17 protein-coding genes are annotated in these 13,938 nt (G+C 59.2%); 11 read left to right on the top strand and 6 right to left on the bottom strand.

The window, feature by feature from the left end; translation table 11 throughout:
- Window positions 1-18 precede the first annotated feature (18 nt).
- The 3 genes from ABOK31_RS08480 to ABOK31_RS08470 all read left to right on the top strand — a co-directional run bounded on the left by ABOK31_RS08480 (window position 19) and on the right by ABOK31_RS08470 (window position 2,343).
- Window positions 19-273 carry a hypothetical protein gene (locus ABOK31_RS08480; protein ID WP_174179597.1) on the top strand — a complete coding sequence of 85 codons (255 nt, stop codon included), beginning with the start codon at window positions 19-21 and terminating at the stop codon, window positions 271-273.
- A 385-nt stretch (window positions 274-658) separates the two neighbouring features.
- Window positions 659-1,585, top strand: a complete 927-nt coding sequence (locus ABOK31_RS08475) for an ABC transporter ATP-binding protein (protein ID WP_174179596.1) — start codon at window positions 659-661, stop codon at window positions 1,583-1,585.
- Window positions 1,582-2,343: an ABC transporter permease gene (locus ABOK31_RS08470; RefSeq protein WP_174179594.1), complete on the top strand. Its 762-nt coding sequence runs from the start codon at window positions 1,582-1,584 to the stop codon at window positions 2,341-2,343. Before ABOK31_RS08475 ends, ABOK31_RS08470 begins: the two co-directional genes overlap by 4 nt.
- A gap of 65 nt (window positions 2,344-2,408) precedes the next feature.
- On the opposite strand, the gene ABOK31_RS08465 is transcribed toward ABOK31_RS08470, so the two are convergent.
- Entirely contained in the window at window positions 2,409-2,801 is a 393-nt protein-coding gene (locus tag ABOK31_RS08465; protein WP_174179591.1) for a winged helix-turn-helix transcriptional regulator, read from the bottom strand.
- Window positions 2,802-2,940: 139 nt separating this feature from the next.
- Here ABOK31_RS08465 and ABOK31_RS08460 point away from each other — a divergent pair, with 139 nt between their 5' ends.
- The 3 genes from ABOK31_RS08460 to ABOK31_RS08450 all read left to right on the top strand — a co-directional run bounded on the left by ABOK31_RS08460 (window position 2,941) and on the right by ABOK31_RS08450 (window position 6,018).
- The gene (locus ABOK31_RS08460; protein WP_174179589.1) at window positions 2,941-3,930 is read left to right on the top strand and encodes a zinc-dependent alcohol dehydrogenase family protein; all 990 of its coding nucleotides are present in this window, start codon (window positions 2,941-2,943) and stop codon (window positions 3,928-3,930) included.
- Window positions 3,931-4,159: 229 nt separating this feature from the next.
- On the top strand, window positions 4,160-5,491 hold the full coding sequence (locus ABOK31_RS08455; RefSeq protein ID WP_349958491.1) for a Mur ligase family protein: 1,332 nt from the start codon (window positions 4,160-4,162) through the stop codon (window positions 5,489-5,491).
- Window positions 5,488-6,018 carry a GNAT family N-acetyltransferase gene (locus ABOK31_RS08450; protein WP_349958489.1) on the top strand — a complete coding sequence of 177 codons (531 nt, stop codon included), beginning with the start codon at window positions 5,488-5,490 and terminating at the stop codon, window positions 6,016-6,018. The genes ABOK31_RS08455 and ABOK31_RS08450 overlap by 4 nt, the downstream gene beginning before the upstream one ends.
- A gap of 26 nt (window positions 6,019-6,044) precedes the next feature.
- On the opposite strand, the gene ABOK31_RS08445 is transcribed toward ABOK31_RS08450, so the two are convergent.
- The 4 genes from ABOK31_RS08445 to ABOK31_RS08430 form a co-directional block, all read right to left on the bottom strand.
- A complete protein-coding gene (locus tag ABOK31_RS08445) occupies window positions 6,045-6,950 on the bottom strand; it encodes an EamA family transporter (protein WP_349958487.1) in 906 nt (301 codons plus the stop codon).
- 106 nt (window positions 6,951-7,056) lie between these two features.
- Window positions 7,057-7,758, bottom strand: a complete 702-nt coding sequence (locus ABOK31_RS08440) for a TIGR02281 family clan AA aspartic protease (RefSeq protein WP_349958486.1) — start codon at window positions 7,756-7,758, stop codon at window positions 7,057-7,059.
- Entirely contained in the window at window positions 7,755-7,976 is a 222-nt protein-coding gene (locus tag ABOK31_RS08435; RefSeq protein WP_174179580.1) for a DUF1289 domain-containing protein, read from the bottom strand. The genes ABOK31_RS08440 and ABOK31_RS08435 overlap by 4 nt, the downstream gene beginning before the upstream one ends.
- A 19-nt stretch (window positions 7,977-7,995) precedes the next feature.
- Entirely contained in the window at window positions 7,996-8,805 is an 810-nt protein-coding gene (locus ABOK31_RS08430) for an adenosylcobinamide-GDP ribazoletransferase (protein WP_349958484.1), read from the bottom strand.
- A gap of 94 nt (window positions 8,806-8,899) precedes the next feature.
- Here ABOK31_RS08430 and cobT point away from each other — a divergent pair, with 94 nt between their 5' ends.
- The gene (gene cobT / locus ABOK31_RS08425; RefSeq protein WP_174179576.1) at window positions 8,900-9,916 is read left to right on the top strand and encodes a nicotinate-nucleotide--dimethylbenzimidazole phosphoribosyltransferase; all 1,017 of its coding nucleotides are present in this window, start codon (window positions 8,900-8,902) and stop codon (window positions 9,914-9,916) included.
- A gap of 187 nt (window positions 9,917-10,103) precedes the next feature.
- Window positions 10,104-10,496, top strand: a complete 393-nt coding sequence (locus tag ABOK31_RS08420; RefSeq protein ID WP_174179574.1) for a diacylglycerol kinase — start codon at window positions 10,104-10,106, stop codon at window positions 10,494-10,496.
- 21 nt (window positions 10,497-10,517) lie between these two features.
- Here ABOK31_RS08420 and ABOK31_RS08415 read toward each other — a convergent pair whose 3' ends face one another.
- Complete coding sequence (locus ABOK31_RS08415) at window positions 10,518-12,047, bottom strand: HAMP domain-containing sensor histidine kinase (RefSeq protein ID WP_349958483.1); 1,530 nt, start codon at window positions 12,045-12,047, stop codon at window positions 10,518-10,520.
- Window positions 12,048-12,170: 123 nt separating this feature from the next.
- Here ABOK31_RS08415 and ABOK31_RS08410 point away from each other — a divergent pair, with 123 nt between their 5' ends.
- The 3 genes from ABOK31_RS08410 (at window position 12,171) to ABOK31_RS08400 (ending at window position 13,930) form a co-directional block, all read left to right on the top strand.
- Entirely contained in the window at window positions 12,171-12,746 is a 576-nt protein-coding gene (locus ABOK31_RS08410; protein WP_174179570.1) for a thermonuclease family protein, read from the top strand.
- Complete coding sequence (locus tag ABOK31_RS08405; RefSeq protein WP_174179568.1) at window positions 12,743-13,375, top strand: uracil-DNA glycosylase family protein; 633 nt, start codon at window positions 12,743-12,745, stop codon at window positions 13,373-13,375. Before ABOK31_RS08410 ends, ABOK31_RS08405 begins: the two co-directional genes overlap by 4 nt.
- A gap of 66 nt (window positions 13,376-13,441) precedes the next feature.
- Complete coding sequence (locus ABOK31_RS08400) at window positions 13,442-13,930, top strand: Lrp/AsnC family transcriptional regulator (protein WP_069613098.1); 489 nt, start codon at window positions 13,442-13,444, stop codon at window positions 13,928-13,930.
- Window positions 13,931-13,938: the final 8 nt, after the last annotated feature.

Genomic DNA, 13,938 nt, shown 5'->3' with positions numbered 1-13,938 from the left:
ACGGCAAGAGAGGGGCTCATGGAAGACGTACCGAGACGAAAGAGAAGCCTTGGAAGGGCGCTCCTTGCCGCATTGATTGCCATTGTCATCGTCATTGGCGGCCGCTGGTATGCCTATGTCGCTTATGCCGATGATCCCTTCGATGAAGTTGGCATTGGCCTCAACTCCATGATGCCCGGACCCATTCGCGACAAGGGCTGCGAAATGCTGAAAGCGCGCTTCGAGCACAAGACGTTGCCGCCGGCAGGCTGCGGTGTCAACGGCAACTGGTAGCGGTCGTTTCCCGATCGTAAGCTGGCGAAAAAAGAAAAAAGCCGGCTGATGCCGGCTTGAGCGGAGCATGGCAATGACGGGGGATCTTTGCCAGCTCCAGAAAAGAACTTCATGTTGCAATGATGCATGCAATATGAATGCGAGGGCAATAAATCGGCCAGTACAGTAGGCGCTAACGGTGTCGCCAAGAGGCGTTGGGCGGAGTTGCGACAAACGTTGCTCACCTAAGGAGCTATATGCCCGACGAAGGTCACGATTTGATGACAGCTTATTCCGCTTAGACGAACGCTGTGTTTCACCACCGTGGGGTGGTAAAAGCGCAAGACCGGCTATATAGCGGGCAAACGCCGCGAAATTCATCACAAAAGCCGGACTTTGCCTGACCATGGCTGCGATCATTTCTATCCGCAATCTCACAAAAACATATGCCAACGGGTTCCAGGCACTGAAGGGTATCGATCTCGACATCGAGCGGGGCGAAATCCTGGCGCTGCTCGGGCCGAACGGTGCGGGCAAGACGACGCTGATTTCCATCGTCTGCGGGATTGCCAATCCAAGCGGGGGCTCGGTGACCGTCGGCGGTCATGATGTCGTGCGCGATTTTCGCGCTACGCGCAGCCTGATCGGCCTTGTGCCGCAGGAGCTGACGACCGATCAGTTCGAAACTGTCTGGAACACGGTGAGCTTCTCACGCGGGCTTCACGGCAAGAAGCCGAACCCTGAATATATCGAGAAGATACTGCGCGACCTCTCGCTCTGGGAGAAGAAGGACAATATGCTTCGGCAGCTTTCCGGCGGCATGAAGCGGCGCGTGCTGATCGCCAAGGCGCTCTCGCACGAACCGGAGATTCTGTTTCTTGACGAGCCGACTGCCGGCGTCGACGTGACGCTGCGCAAGGACATGTGGCATGTGGTCGAGCGCCTGCGGGCGTCCGGCGTCACCATCATCCTGACCACTCACTACATCGAAGAGGCCGAAGAAGCGGCCGATCGCGTCGGCGTCATCAATGGTGGCGAGCTGCTGCTGGTGGAGGAGAAGAAGGCGCTGATGGCCAAGCTCGGCCGCAAGCAGCTCATCCTCGATTTGAACGAGCCGCTCGACGCCGTACCACAGTCTCTTGACGGCAACGGGCTTTCGCTCGGGCCGAACGGTCTGACGCTTATCTATGATTTCGATGCCCAGCATGAGCAATCCAGCATAGCGGCTCTGCTATCGAAGCTGGCAGAGCAGGGAATTCATTTCAAGGATCTTTCGACGCGCCAGAGTTCGCTCGAGGATATTTTCGTCTCGCTGGTGGAGGCAGGCAAATGAACTTCGAAGCGATCAAATCCATCTATACATTCGAAATGGCCCGCACGCGCCGCACCCTGCTGCAGAGCGTCGTCTCGCCGGTCATTTCCACGTCGCTCTATTTCATCGTTTTCGGCGCTGCGATCGGATCGCGCATCAATCTCGTCGAGGGCGTCTCCTATGGTGCCTTCATCACGCCCGGCCTGATCATGTTGACCTTGCTCGGCCAGTGCATCAGCAACGGCTCCTTCGGCATCTACTTCCCGAAATTCACGGGCACGATCTACGAGGTGCTGTCGGCGCCGGTTGCCATGACCGAGATCGTTCTCGGCTACGTGGGTGCCGCGGCGACCAAGGGAATGCTCATCGGCCTGATCATTCTGGCCACGGCGAGCTTCTTCGTCGATATCCGGATCGAGCATCCGTTCATGATGATCCTGTTCTTCGTGCTGACGGCGGTAACCTTCAGCCTGTTCGGTTTCATGATCGGCATATGGGCTGGGAATTTCGAGCAGCTGAACCTCATCCCCATGCTGGTCGTGCCGCCGCTGACCTTCCTTGGCGGCAGCTTCTATTCGATCAATATGCTGCCGCCCTTCTGGCAGGCAGTCAGCCATCTCAACCCGGTTCTCTATCTGGTCAGCGGCTTCCGCTGGAGCTTCTATGGCATCGCGGACGTCAATCCGGTGCTGAGCCTTGCCATGATCACGCTCTTCCTCGTCGTCTGTCTGGCCATCCTCGGATGGATTTTCAGGACGGGGTATCGCTTGAGAAACTGACGGCGTTCACGGCAAATTTGCGCTGCGAACAGACTTTCGTTCCGTTTGCCGAACCAAAGCATCAATCAGGCAGCGGATGAAACTCCGGTACGAGCCTTCGGCAGATGATCATCGCGAGCAACCAGGTTGCGACGCGTCAGCCATCCGTGTCCCCAGTCTCTGAGGCCGAGCAATATCGGCGCCAGCGTCCGGCCTTCCTCGGTGATCGAATATTCCACCTTTGGTGGGATGACGGCGAAGACTTTGCGCTCGACAAGCCCATCCTCTTCGAGTTCCCGAAGCTGCTTGATGAGAAGGCGCTGCGAACAATCTCCGAGCTCTCTTTTCAGGGCATTGAACCGAAGAGTGCCGTTCAGCAGGTGATAAAGGATCATCCCTTTCCATTTGCCGCTGATGAGATTGAGTGCCGCATACATGGTGCAGCCAGGCACTTCGTCATAGTTCCTGTCCTTGTTCATCTTTGGCCTCGCGACGGTATACTTTTGAGCACTATATGCTTTTGATTACCGTATTTTCATTCTGGCCGCTACTTGCCAAATGCCTGTGACCTACCGCGCCACCCACGAGCGCGACGGAAACATGCAAGGAGAATGAAGCATGACGAAAGTTGTACGCTTTCACGAATATGGCGAGCCTGATGTGCTGCAGATCGACGATATCGAGATCGCGCCGCCGGCCGCCGATGAGGTGCAGATCACGGTAAGGGCCATCGGTCTCAACCGCGCGGAAGTCATGTTCCGGCGCCACGCCTATCTTCAGGAGGCCGAATTTCCTTCAAGGCTTGGTTATGAAGCGGCGGGTACCATCAAGGCTCTTGGCGGCATTGTGAACGGATTTGCCAGGGGCGATGCAGTCAGCGTCATTCCGACACTGGATATGGCCCGTTGGGGCACCTATGGCGAAGTCATCAACGTGCCAGCCCGTCACGTTGTGAAACATCCGGCGAACCTGTCCTTCGAGCAGGCTGCCGCCTCGTGGATGCAGTATATCACGGCCTGGGGTGCATTGATCGAGCAGGCGAAGCTTTCGAGCAGTGACTTCGTGATCGTCTCCGCCGCGTCGAGCAGCGTTGGCATTGCCGCGTTTCAGATCGCGCGCAGTGTCGGTGCCACCGTCATTGCCACGACCCGCACCAGCGCCAAGGTGGAAGCCCTGCGCGACGCCGGTGCGCATCACGTTATCGCAACGGCGGAAGAGGACCTGATCGCGCGGGTGAGGGATATTACCGGTGGCCAGGGTGCACGCGTCGTCTTCGACCCGATTGGCGGGCCGGCGATCGCGCAGTTTGCCGAGTGCATGGCGGTCGGCGGTATCCTGCTGGAATATGGCGCACTCAGCGCTGAGGACGGGCCTTTCCCGCAATTTGCCGTTTTAGGGAAAAGCCTGACGCTGAAGGGCTATCTTTATACCGAGGTCGTATCCGACGATGCCGTTCTCGACCGTGCCAAGACCTTCATCAATGAGGGCCTCAAGTCCGGAGCTCTCGATCCCTTCATTTCCCGCACCTTCGCTTTCGATCAAATTCGAGACGCAACGCGCTTCCTTGAAAGTAATGAGCAGATCGGAAAGATCGTCGTTACCGTCTAAACAGCGCATGGCCCCCGCCGATTTCTGCTCGGCGAGGGCCTTTCGGCCCGATTGCGACAGGCCCGAAGTGGTCCGAAGATATTGGCTGGATAGAAGCGAGAATTTAGGCCCTTGCGGCATTGGCTGCGGCATGAAACTCATGGATTTGAAGTTGTCATGGCAAGGTCGAAAGCTACGTCTCGCCGTGCCGCTCGCTTATGTCAGTCTGAAATCTCCCCGAAGGTATATCATGCCGCAATCGCATCCCAGTCAGCCGCTGTCTCAAGCACTCTCCCGGCTCGATCAACTGACCAACTGGGAGCGCAAGCCGCGCGGGGAGATGCGTGTCGGTCTTGAGCCGATGCTCGATCTGATGCAGCGTTTGGGCAATCCGCATAAAAGCTTTCGCGCTATCCATGTTGCCGGCACCAAGGGCAAGGGTTCGGTTTCCGCACTCCTCGAAGCGGGATTGCTGCGAGCTGGCTGGCGGGTCGGACGTTATGGGTCGCCGCATGTCGATCGCGTGAACGAGCGTGTCAGCGTTCTCGGCCGGGAGGTCGAAGACGACGTGCTGGCAAAGGCGATCATGCAGGTTCTGGATGGCTACGAGAGCGCGAAGCAAGCCGAAACCGCTGGGGAAGATGCCACCTGGTTCGATGTCATTACTGCCGCTGCATTCGTCTCTTTCAGAGATGCCGGCTTGAACTGGGTCGTGGTCGAGGTTGGGCTTGGCGGCCGGCTGGATTCGACCAATGTGGTCTTTGGCGAAGTTGCCGTCGTCACCAATATCGGGCTCGAACATACTGAAATTCTGGGGACGACGCGCGAGGCGATAGCGGGCGAGAAGGTCGGCATATTGAAACCGGGTGCGACGCTTGCCACCACGCTTGCTGTTGACGATATCGCGGGAAAGGTCTTGCAGCAGCGTGCGGATGAACTCGGTTGCGAGGTTCTTCGAACCGACCTTCCCGAACACGCAACGATTGCGGAGACGAATATCGCTCTGGTCGGCCTGGTGTTCGATCATCTGGGACGACAAGGCGAGAGTGTGAAGGCGGCAAGCGAAAAGAGCCAGCCGATCGGTGCGTGGCTGCTCGAGCCGGCCGTGATCGACAAGGCGCGGCTGCCGGGGCGGATGGAGCGCTTCGATTTCACCTTGCCATCCACACTGCAAAGTGGACGACAGAGCCTGCCCATTATCATGGATGGTGCGCATGTGCCGTTCAACATCGAGGCTGTCCTGCGCGATATCACGCACTCGTCCAGCGTCAGCGGCGATTGCGTCGCCGTCGTCGCACTGGCGTCCGACAAGGATGCGCCCGGCTTTCTGAATGTGCTCTCGCGATATGTTGTTCATGCGGTCTTTACGGAAGCGTCAGGGTCGGGTCGCGCCCATGCGTCGACGGAACTGGAGGCATTGGCGATCTCGATGGGGATGGCTTGCGAATCCGAGCCTGACCCGCAAAAGGCGCTGGATCGGGCCGTCGCCAAGGCTTCCGAATGTGGCGGGTGGATCCTTGTGACTGGTTCGCTCTATCTCGTTGGCGCACTGCGCGGCACTGTCTTTGGCAATGCCCGATGACGGAGGAGATCGTCATCAGAGCAGCTCTTGCCGAGGATATCGCCGATATCGCCAGGCTGCATTATGCGATCTGGTGCCACACCTACCGCGATCTCGCGCCTGCCGATGTTTATCAGGCGCTTGATGAGGACTACCGTCGCGTACGGTGGGCCGATATGTTCGCCAATCCCCGGAGAGATCAGCGTATTCTTCTGGCGCAGCAAGGAGAGCGGCTTGTCGGCATCGGCGCGATTGCCGCGCCATCCGAACCGGCGTTCGGCGAACGCGGCGAGATAAAGTCGCTCTATGTCGATCCCGCGATCAAGCGCCAGGGAATTGGTCGTCGGCTGATGCGGGACATGGCGCGAGAATTTGTGTCGATGGGCTATTCTGCTGCCGGTCTCGGGGTGGTGGTCGGCAACGAGCCGGCAATTGCCTTTTACCGCGCGCTCGGCGGGCAACTGGTCGGTCAATATGTGGATCCAGGACCAATCTGGCGCTCCGACAATCTCATTTTCGCCTGGGATGATCTGTCTCTGTTGATCTGACCCCGCCGCGCGCCGTCAGAGCCGCGTTATCCCGCGATCGCCCGTTTGCGTGGTGCGATGGTCATGGCCATCACGCCGGCCACGACACAGACGAGGCCGACGGCTGCCGTCGGAGACAGAGGTTCGCCGAGGAAAATCACACCGATGCCAACGCCGATCGGGACGCGCAGATAGGCCTGCGCCGTCGTGCCGACCGAGCCGAGCGTCTGGATAAGCCGGAAGTAGATGCTGAAAGCGAGGGCGGTGGAGACGACAGACAGGCCGAGCAGCGCCATGATCGACGCCGTGGACGGCGCGATCTGCCAGGGGTGCTCGAAAGCCAGGCTGGTGGGAATGAGCAGCGCTGCACCGCAGAGCAACGAGCCGGCTGCGGGCATCATCGGGTCCAATCCCTTGAAGTTGCGGCCGAACAGTGCTGCGCAGGCATAGCAGATCGATGCCGCGACGACGGAAACTTGCGGCAGCAGTTGACGGCCCATGCCATGCAGCGCATCGAGGCCGATGATTAGGCAAATCCCCGCCATGCCGACAATCACGCCGAACAGCTTGCGGCCTTTCAGCGGCTCGCTGCGCAGCAGGAAGGCGGCGATCAGGAAGGCGAAAATAGGCGTCGTGGAATTCAATATGGTTGCAAGGCCGGCATCGACGGTCTGCTCGGCCCAGGCGATCAGCGTGAAGGGAATGGCGCTGTTGAGGCAGGATTGAATGAGGAAGCGTTTCCAGGTGGCGGCGTCCCTCGGCAGGCTCAGGCCGCGCCAACGAATGATCGCGAGGAGGATAAGGCCGGCGATCAAGGTACGGGCGGCAATCAGCGTGATCGGCGGAATGGTTGCCACGCCGACACGGATGAAGGTGTAGGAGGCGCCCCAGCAGGTTGCGAGGGCGAGGAGCAGCAGCAGTTCAGTCGTCAGGTTCGGTCTTGCTGAGGTCATGGGCGTTTCACTCTTCATGCGGTTCGGACATGACGTCTTTTAGAGTGACGAGGCCGGCGAATGCTTCGCTCCCAACCGAACTATCGCGTCCGATGGTTCATTTCCGTCAATCGCGCAGCCGAAGCTCGTCGGTCTGCATCTGCATCGACCCCAGGGTTTCGAGGAAGCTCATGCCGAGCAGGCTCTGATCGAGCTTGCCCGCTTCGGCGACGCTCGCCTCGACATCCCTGCGCTTGATCGGGCCGATGGCCACCGAGCCGAGTTCCACGGGAGCTGCCCTGGCGCGGCCGTTGGCTGTCAATACAGTCTGGGAATAGGTGAGGTTTTCCGGGATGATGCCGACGCGCTCGGCGTCTTCCTGCGACAAAGCGATGGTGCTGGCGCCGGTGTCGATCAGCATGTCGATCGGCTGGCCATTGATCTTGACCCGCGCTTCGAAATGCCCGTTCGAGCGTTTGTGAAGGATCACTTCCTGACCACCTTCGCTCGTCGTGACGACGACGGCGTGGCCAGGCATGAGGCCGGCGAAGACGCGATTTCCGACCTGCTCGGCATCATAGCGGTAAATATAGGCGGTCGCGAGCGCCATGATGATGACGAACCAGATCAGGAGATTGCGGATCGACTGGCTGACCGTATGCCGGCTCGCCCAGACGGCAGCGCTCATCATCAGGGCGATCGGCAGGAGATAGACGACCCGCGCGAAGTCGTCGTTCTGCATGCCGAAGGTAGTGCCGCTGTTGTTGTTGAAGATGAGTAGTGCGAGGCCGATGCCGAGAATGGCGAGAACAATGTTCAGGCGGTTCATACGGCACTGCGCTCCCGTGCCATCCTTTGGCGGCGGGTCTCCCGGCGCGGCTTGCGCTCGACCTTGGTCAGGCGCTCCGGAAGCATCTCCATGATATGGCGGCGTTCGTCGTCGCTATAGCTCATCCATGCGCCGATTTCAGCTGATGTGCGGCCGCAACCGAAGCAATAGCCGGTATTCTGGTCGATAGAGCAGACGAGGATGCAAGGTGTCAGCATGGGATCATATATCGATGCTTCAAACGCACATGGCAAGAGTACAGAGAGACGCGATCTCGCAAATCTGCTGCGTCGCGCCGATCGTATCGCCCGTATGCCCGGCCAGTTTCTGGCGGACGTATCGGGTGGCGAGAAATGTCGCGGCGCTTGTCGCAAGAAGGCAGCCAACCAGTGCCGGAACGCCCATGGCAGGACCGACGAGCAGTATTGCAAGGCCAAGTGTCGCAAGCAGCGCCAACTGCATGGCGTCGCCATCCGGCTTGCCTGCCGATGCCGCGATCCCGTCCGGTTTGGCTGACGGCAGGGTGTACCAATGCCAAACCATCGCGCCCCGGCTGAGAGCGGCGGCTGCAAGGATCGCGACCGGAGCCTCGGAGGCCGGCAGCTCGCGGGCGAGGGCGGCAAGCGCTGACGCGCGCAATCCGAAAGACAGGATGAGTGCCGCCGCACCATAGGTGCCGATGCGGCTATCCTTCATGATTTCGAGGGCACGCTCGCGATCCTTGCCGCCGCCAATGCCGTCGGCCGTATCGCTCAGCCCATCCTCATGCAGAGCGCCTGTGGTGATCGTCTGCACGGTAAGCGCCAGCAGTGCCGCCATCAATGGATCGGCATTGATGGAAAGCAGCGTGCCGAAGGTCAGGGCTGCGGGGAGGGCGATGAGAAGGCCGGCAAAGGGAAAGGTGCGCGAAACGCGCGTAAGCTTGCCATCATCGCCCTCAAAGAAGGATGGCGGCATGGGAATGCGGCTCAAGAAAGCGACGGCGCGCACGGTGTCGCGCAGATATTCCCGCATTTCTTCCTCTCCCCGCCAAACGAGCGACAGCATCGGGCGCTTTTGGAGTTGTTCGCGCCGATTCCCAGGACTAATAGAGTCGCACGCAAAGAACCCGATTTGAGACCAAAAGACAAGGAACGCATTCATGAGCGTCAGCGGCCTCCCATTCGACGATTTCCGCGCATTGCTGCGCGACCTTCCAGGCCCGGATGCCCGGGCGCTCGTGGCAGCGCGCGAACGTGATGCGCAGCTCACCAAGCCGCCGGGCGCGCTCGGAAGGCTCGAGGAGATCGCTTTCTGGCTGGCCGCCTGGACCGGTCGTCCCCCGGCCGTGACCCGGCCGCTAGTCGCGATCTTTGCTGGCAATCATGGTGTCACCAAGCAGGGAATTACGCCGTTTCCGCCTTCCGTCACGCAGCAGATGGTGGAAAATTTCGCAGCCGGCGGTGCGGCCATCAATCAGATCTGCGTCGCCTATGACCTCGGCCTCAAGGTCTTCGACCTCGCACTCGATTTTCCGACTGCTGATATCACCGAAGAGCCGGCGCTCAGCGAGCGCGATTGCGCCGCCACCATGGCCTTCGGCATGGAGGCGATTGCCGGCGGCACAGATCTGCTTTGCATCGGCGAGATGGGCATTGGCAACACCACGATTGCAGCGGCCATTCACTACGCGCTCTATGGCGGCAAGGCTGAAGACTGGGTCGGTCCCGGTACCGGGTCCGAAGGCGAAATGCTGAAGCGCAAGATCGCCGCGGTCGAGAAGGCGGTCGCACTCCATCGCGATCATCTGTCCGATCCGCTGGAAATCCTGCGCCGTCTCGGCGGGCGCGAGATCGCCGCCATGGCCGGCGCCATCCTTGCAGCGCGCATGGAACGCATCCCCGTCATCATCGACGGTTATGTCGCGACGGCCGCTGCTTCTATTCTCAAGGCGGCGAACCCTTCCGCGCTTGACCATTGCCTGATCGGGCACGTCTCGGCTGAGCCGGGCCATCTGCGCTCCATTGAAAAGCTCGGAAAGACGCCGCTTCTGGCGCTCGGCATGCGACTTGGCGAAGGCACCGGAGCAGCGTTGGCCGCCGGCATCGTCAAGGCTGCGGCCGCCTGCCATTCGGGCATGGCGACCTTCGAAAGCGCTGGCGTTACGAACAAGCATTAGAAAATCGGGGCGGCGGGATGTTGAAATAAGCGTTTCGCCGCTAAATTTCCTGTAGATGATCGGTTTTTCGTCATAAATCTGCAATGAATTTTGAGGGCAGCGAGAGCTGTCGCCTTGCTTCGCCCACGGTGAGGCGGTATTCGCAAAGCATCCAGATTGCAACCGGGACAATACGGGCGGAACGCGAATGGCTGAGTTTTCAAAATCAGCGGTCACCAAGGAGACCGGGATTCGGCACTTTTTCGCCGCTGCCGGCTATTCCTGGGGCGGATTTCAACGGCTGTTGCAGGAATCGGCCTTTCGACAGGAGCTCCTTTTTGCCGGAGTGGGGCTGATCCTGTTGATTGCCGTCGGCGCGACCATTGGGGAGATTGTTGTCGCGATGGTTCTGTTTCTCGCCGTGTTCGCGGTTGAGGCGATGAATACGGCGGTGGAAGAGGTGATCGACCGCATTTCACCGGAGATTTCCAATGTCGGCAAGCATGCCAAGGATCTCGGTTCGTTTGCCGTTCTCTGCATGCTGGTCGCGTCCGGAATTTACCTGCTTTACGTCATCGGCAGCCATCTGCTCTTCCGCTAGAGACCAGCACCTGAGCTTCGTTTAAGCGAAGCTCTTCTTGCGCCGCTCGACAAGGGGGGCGTCCTCCACCGCCGGCAGGCTTTGCAGCACACGCTTGGCCGGCAGGATGGCGATGACTTCGGTGCCTTCCCGCAGCTTGGATTTCAGCATGAACTGACCGTCGTGCTTGGCGAGAATGGCCTGCACGATGGGCAGACCGAGGCCGGTGCCCTGTTCGGCACTCTTTATGGCGATGGAACCCTGGCCGAAGGCTGACAGCACGACTGGTATCTCTTCCTCGGGAATGCCCGGGCCGTTGTCCTTGATCGCCACATATTCGCCGCCGCCGGCCGTCCAGCCGACCTTGACGTTGATCTCGCCGCCTTGGGGGGTGAATTTCACCGCATTCGACAGAAGATTGAGGATCACCTGGCGCATCGATTTTTCATCGGCCCAGACCGAGGGCAGCTGCGCTTCGAATTGCGATGAGATCGAAATGTTCTTGGCGCGGGCGCGCAACTGCACCATGCCGATGCAATCCTCGGCAATATCGAGGAGGGAAATCGCTTCCTCGTTCAATTCGTATTTGCCGGCCTCGATGCGCGAGAGGTCGAGGATTTCGTTGATCAGATTGAGCAGGTGCTGGCCCGATCGATGAATATCGGTGGTGTATTCGCGATAGGTCGGATTGTTGAGCGGCCCCATGACCTCGGCCGACATGACTTCGGAAAAGCCGAGGATCGCGTTCAGCGGCGTCCTGAGCTCATGTGACATGGAAGCGAGGAAGCGCGATTTGGCAAGGTTTGCCTCCTCGGCACGCCGGCGCGCCTCATCCGACATCGATTTTGCGACTTCCAGCTCGGCGATCAGATCGTCCTTTTCCGATTGGAAGAAGAGGATCTTCAGATTGGACTGATACATGCGATTGGTGATGAAGCTGAAGAATATCACGGCCACCGAAATGGCGGCGGTGAGTGCAATATCGGAGGGTCTTCGCGTCAGGATGGCCGTCACGACCAGCGCGACGGTCGCCGGTGCGAAGGAAAATGGAACAGCTCGCGGCAGCATGAAGCTGGACATCGCCGTGATGCAGATTGCCACGAGCAGCGTCGTGCCCTTGTAGAAGGCGAAACTGTCGCCGCCGCAGGTCGGGCAATTCTGCATGGTGAAGAGCGCCCAACAGAAGCCGACGAGCAATTGCCCGAGCAATAGTCGCTGGCGCCATTTTCTGGCGCTTTCGGCTGACATTTCCTGCTTCTTGGCACGCCGTCCGATCAGCATGTTGATCGCATGTGCCGTCAGGATCGGAATGGTCCAGAAGAGAATGCCCGCATCACGCGTCAGATAGACGCCGAGAACGGCAACGACGATGACGAAGATCGGCACCACGGCGGCACTCTGCCGCAAGGTGTCGATATGCATCATCATCAGTTCGCGGTCGAAATTGCGGCTATGGCCACTTTGCAGGCGCTCGCGCGTTTGCCGCACGGCCTTCGACACAGCCCGGTTACGGTGACTGCGCGATCGGTCGACAATGTTTTTATCTGTCGATGTGCTGACGCCGGTGCTCATGGTTACATTGAAACTTGGCCTGCCTGAGACTACACACTAGCGTCCAAACCTTAAGAAGATGCTGCGCCGAAATGATTTGTTTGCCATCTTCGCCAAGGATTTGTTCTTAAAGGAGGCAACAAAGTGATGCGGTCGGGCCGCCTGCTTCGTGACGGCGTGGCCACTTTCGCGCTGCTTGCCATTCTTGCATTATTCGCGTTGAAGATGAACAATCGACCAGAAATCGTTCAAAATGGCAGCTTTTATGTCATCGACGGCGATACGCTTTCCGCCAATGGCGAGCGCCTGAGGCTGAAGGGTATCGACGCTCCCGAATTTAAGCAGCGTTGCCAGCGCAATGGTGCGGATTGGGCTTGCGGTGAAGAAGCACGCAAGGCGCTTGCCACAATGATTAAGGTCGGGGTGCCCGAATGCCGGGGATGGGAGAGGGATCGTTATGGTCGCCTGCTGGTGACATGCGTCGCTGGCGATGTCGATATCAATGCTGCGATGGTGCGCAATGGCATGGCGGTTTCCTATGGTGCCTATGCGAGCGAGGAACGCATCGCGCAGCAGGCGAAAGCCGGGCTTTGGGCCAGTGATTTCGAGAGGCCTAGCGACTATCGGCGCGAGGAACATATGGCGCGTGGCAATGACAATGATCCGATAGCAGGACTGTTCAGCTATTTGCGTCAGCTCGTCGGATGGAGTGCCCCATGAAGCAGGAAAGCGAATTGCAGATCCTGCGTTCGGCGATTGCGGCCTGTCGTCTCTGTCGGGATGCGCCGACCAAAGGCGAGGCGGATCGTTTGCCGCACGAGCCGCGTCCGGTTGCGACACTATCGTCGACCGCACGGATACTGATCGCGGGTCAGGCGCCAGGATTGCGCGTTCACGAGAGCGGTCTGCCCTTCAACGATGCCTCGGGCGACCGTTTGCGCCAGTGGCTCGCTGTGGATCGCGAGAGTTTCTATAATCCGGATCATTTCGCCATAATGGGCATGGGCTTTTGCTTTCCAGGCTATGACAAGGCGGGAAGCGATCTGCCGCCACGCAGGGAGTGCGCGCCATTGTGGCGTCAAAGGGCCATGGATGCGATGCCGCAGATCGAACTGATCCTGACGATCGGTCAATATGCGCAGGCGTGGCATCTCGGCGCGCAGCGCATGGGGTCGATGACGGAGACGGTGGCGGAGTGGCGGCGCTATCTTCTGACCAATCGGTCGCCGGCGGTCCTGCCGTTGCCGCATCCGAGTTGGCGCAATAGCGGCTGGCTGAAACGTAACCCATGGTTCGAAGCCGAATTGCTTCCCGTATTACAACAACGTGTGAAAAGCCTGCTTCCTTGAGAAAAAGTTTCTTTTCTCTCGCTTAAAATAGGCTATAGAGAGAATATAATTCGAAGGGATGCTTTAATGGACCGTCTAGACCGCAAAATCCTGCGCCTGCTGCAGGAGGATTCCACTCTGGCCGTGGCCGACCTCGCCAAGAAGGTTGGGCTGTCGACGACGCCATGCTGGCGCCGCATCCAGAAGATGGAAGAAGACGGTGTCATTCGCCGCCGCGTGGCGCTGCTCGACCCTGAAAAGGTCAACACCAAGGTCACGGTTTTCGTTTCGATCCGCACCAACAGCCACTCCATCGAATGGCTGAAGCGCTTTTCGGAAGTGATCGCCGATTTCCCAGAAGTGGTCGAATTCTATCGCATGAGCGGCGATGTCGACTATCTGCTGCGTGTCGTCGTTCCGGACATCGCGGCTTACGACGCCTTCTACAAGCGCATGATCGCCAAGATCGAAATCCGCGACGTCTCTTCGGCTTTTGCGATGGAGCAGATCAAGTATTCGACGGAACTGCCGCTCGATTACATGTTGCTGGAAAATGCCAAGTCCAACGAGGACTGATATGAACT

This window comes from Rhizobium sp. ZPR4 (genome assembly GCF_040215725.1).
In the GTDB taxonomy this organism is placed as follows: Bacteria; Pseudomonadota; Alphaproteobacteria; order Rhizobiales; family Rhizobiaceae; genus Rhizobium; species Rhizobium rhizogenes_D.
Note: the sequence above shows the minus strand (reverse complement) of the source record. Positions and strands in the feature narration are given on the sequence as shown.

Coding starts and splice junctions, on each gene's coding strand:
- ABOK31_RS08480 (WP_174179597.1), top strand. CDS start 19: ATGGAAGACGTACCGAGACGAAAGAGAAGCCTTGGAAGGGCGCTCCTT.
- ABOK31_RS08475 (WP_174179596.1), top strand. CDS start 659: ATGGCTGCGATCATTTCTATCCGCAATCTCACAAAAACATATGCCAAC.
- ABOK31_RS08470 (WP_174179594.1), top strand. CDS start 1,582: ATGAACTTCGAAGCGATCAAATCCATCTATACATTCGAAATGGCCCGC.
- ABOK31_RS08465 (WP_174179591.1), bottom strand. CDS start 2,801: ATGAACAAGGACAGGAACTATGACGAAGTGCCTGGCTGCACCATGTAT.
- ABOK31_RS08460 (WP_174179589.1), top strand. CDS start 2,941: ATGACGAAAGTTGTACGCTTTCACGAATATGGCGAGCCTGATGTGCTG.
- ABOK31_RS08455 (WP_349958491.1), top strand. CDS start 4,160: ATGCCGCAATCGCATCCCAGTCAGCCGCTGTCTCAAGCACTCTCCCGG.
- ABOK31_RS08450 (WP_349958489.1), top strand. CDS start 5,488: ATGACGGAGGAGATCGTCATCAGAGCAGCTCTTGCCGAGGATATCGCC.
- ABOK31_RS08445 (WP_349958487.1), bottom strand. CDS start 6,950: ATGACCTCAGCAAGACCGAACCTGACGACTGAACTGCTGCTGCTCCTC.
- ABOK31_RS08440 (WP_349958486.1), bottom strand. CDS start 7,758: ATGAACCGCCTGAACATTGTTCTCGCCATTCTCGGCATCGGCCTCGCA.
- ABOK31_RS08435 (WP_174179580.1), bottom strand. CDS start 7,976: ATGCTGACACCTTGCATCCTCGTCTGCTCTATCGACCAGAATACCGGC.
- ABOK31_RS08430 (WP_349958484.1), bottom strand. CDS start 8,805: ATGCTGTCGCTCGTTTGGCGGGGAGAGGAAGAAATGCGGGAATATCTG.
- cobT (WP_174179576.1), top strand. CDS start 8,900: ATGAGCGTCAGCGGCCTCCCATTCGACGATTTCCGCGCATTGCTGCGC.
- ABOK31_RS08420 (WP_174179574.1), top strand. CDS start 10,104: ATGGCTGAGTTTTCAAAATCAGCGGTCACCAAGGAGACCGGGATTCGG.
- ABOK31_RS08415 (WP_349958483.1), bottom strand. CDS start 12,047: ATGAGCACCGGCGTCAGCACATCGACAGATAAAAACATTGTCGACCGA.
- ABOK31_RS08405 (WP_174179568.1), top strand. CDS start 12,743: ATGAAGCAGGAAAGCGAATTGCAGATCCTGCGTTCGGCGATTGCGGCC.
- ABOK31_RS08400 (WP_069613098.1), top strand. CDS start 13,442: ATGGACCGTCTAGACCGCAAAATCCTGCGCCTGCTGCAGGAGGATTCC.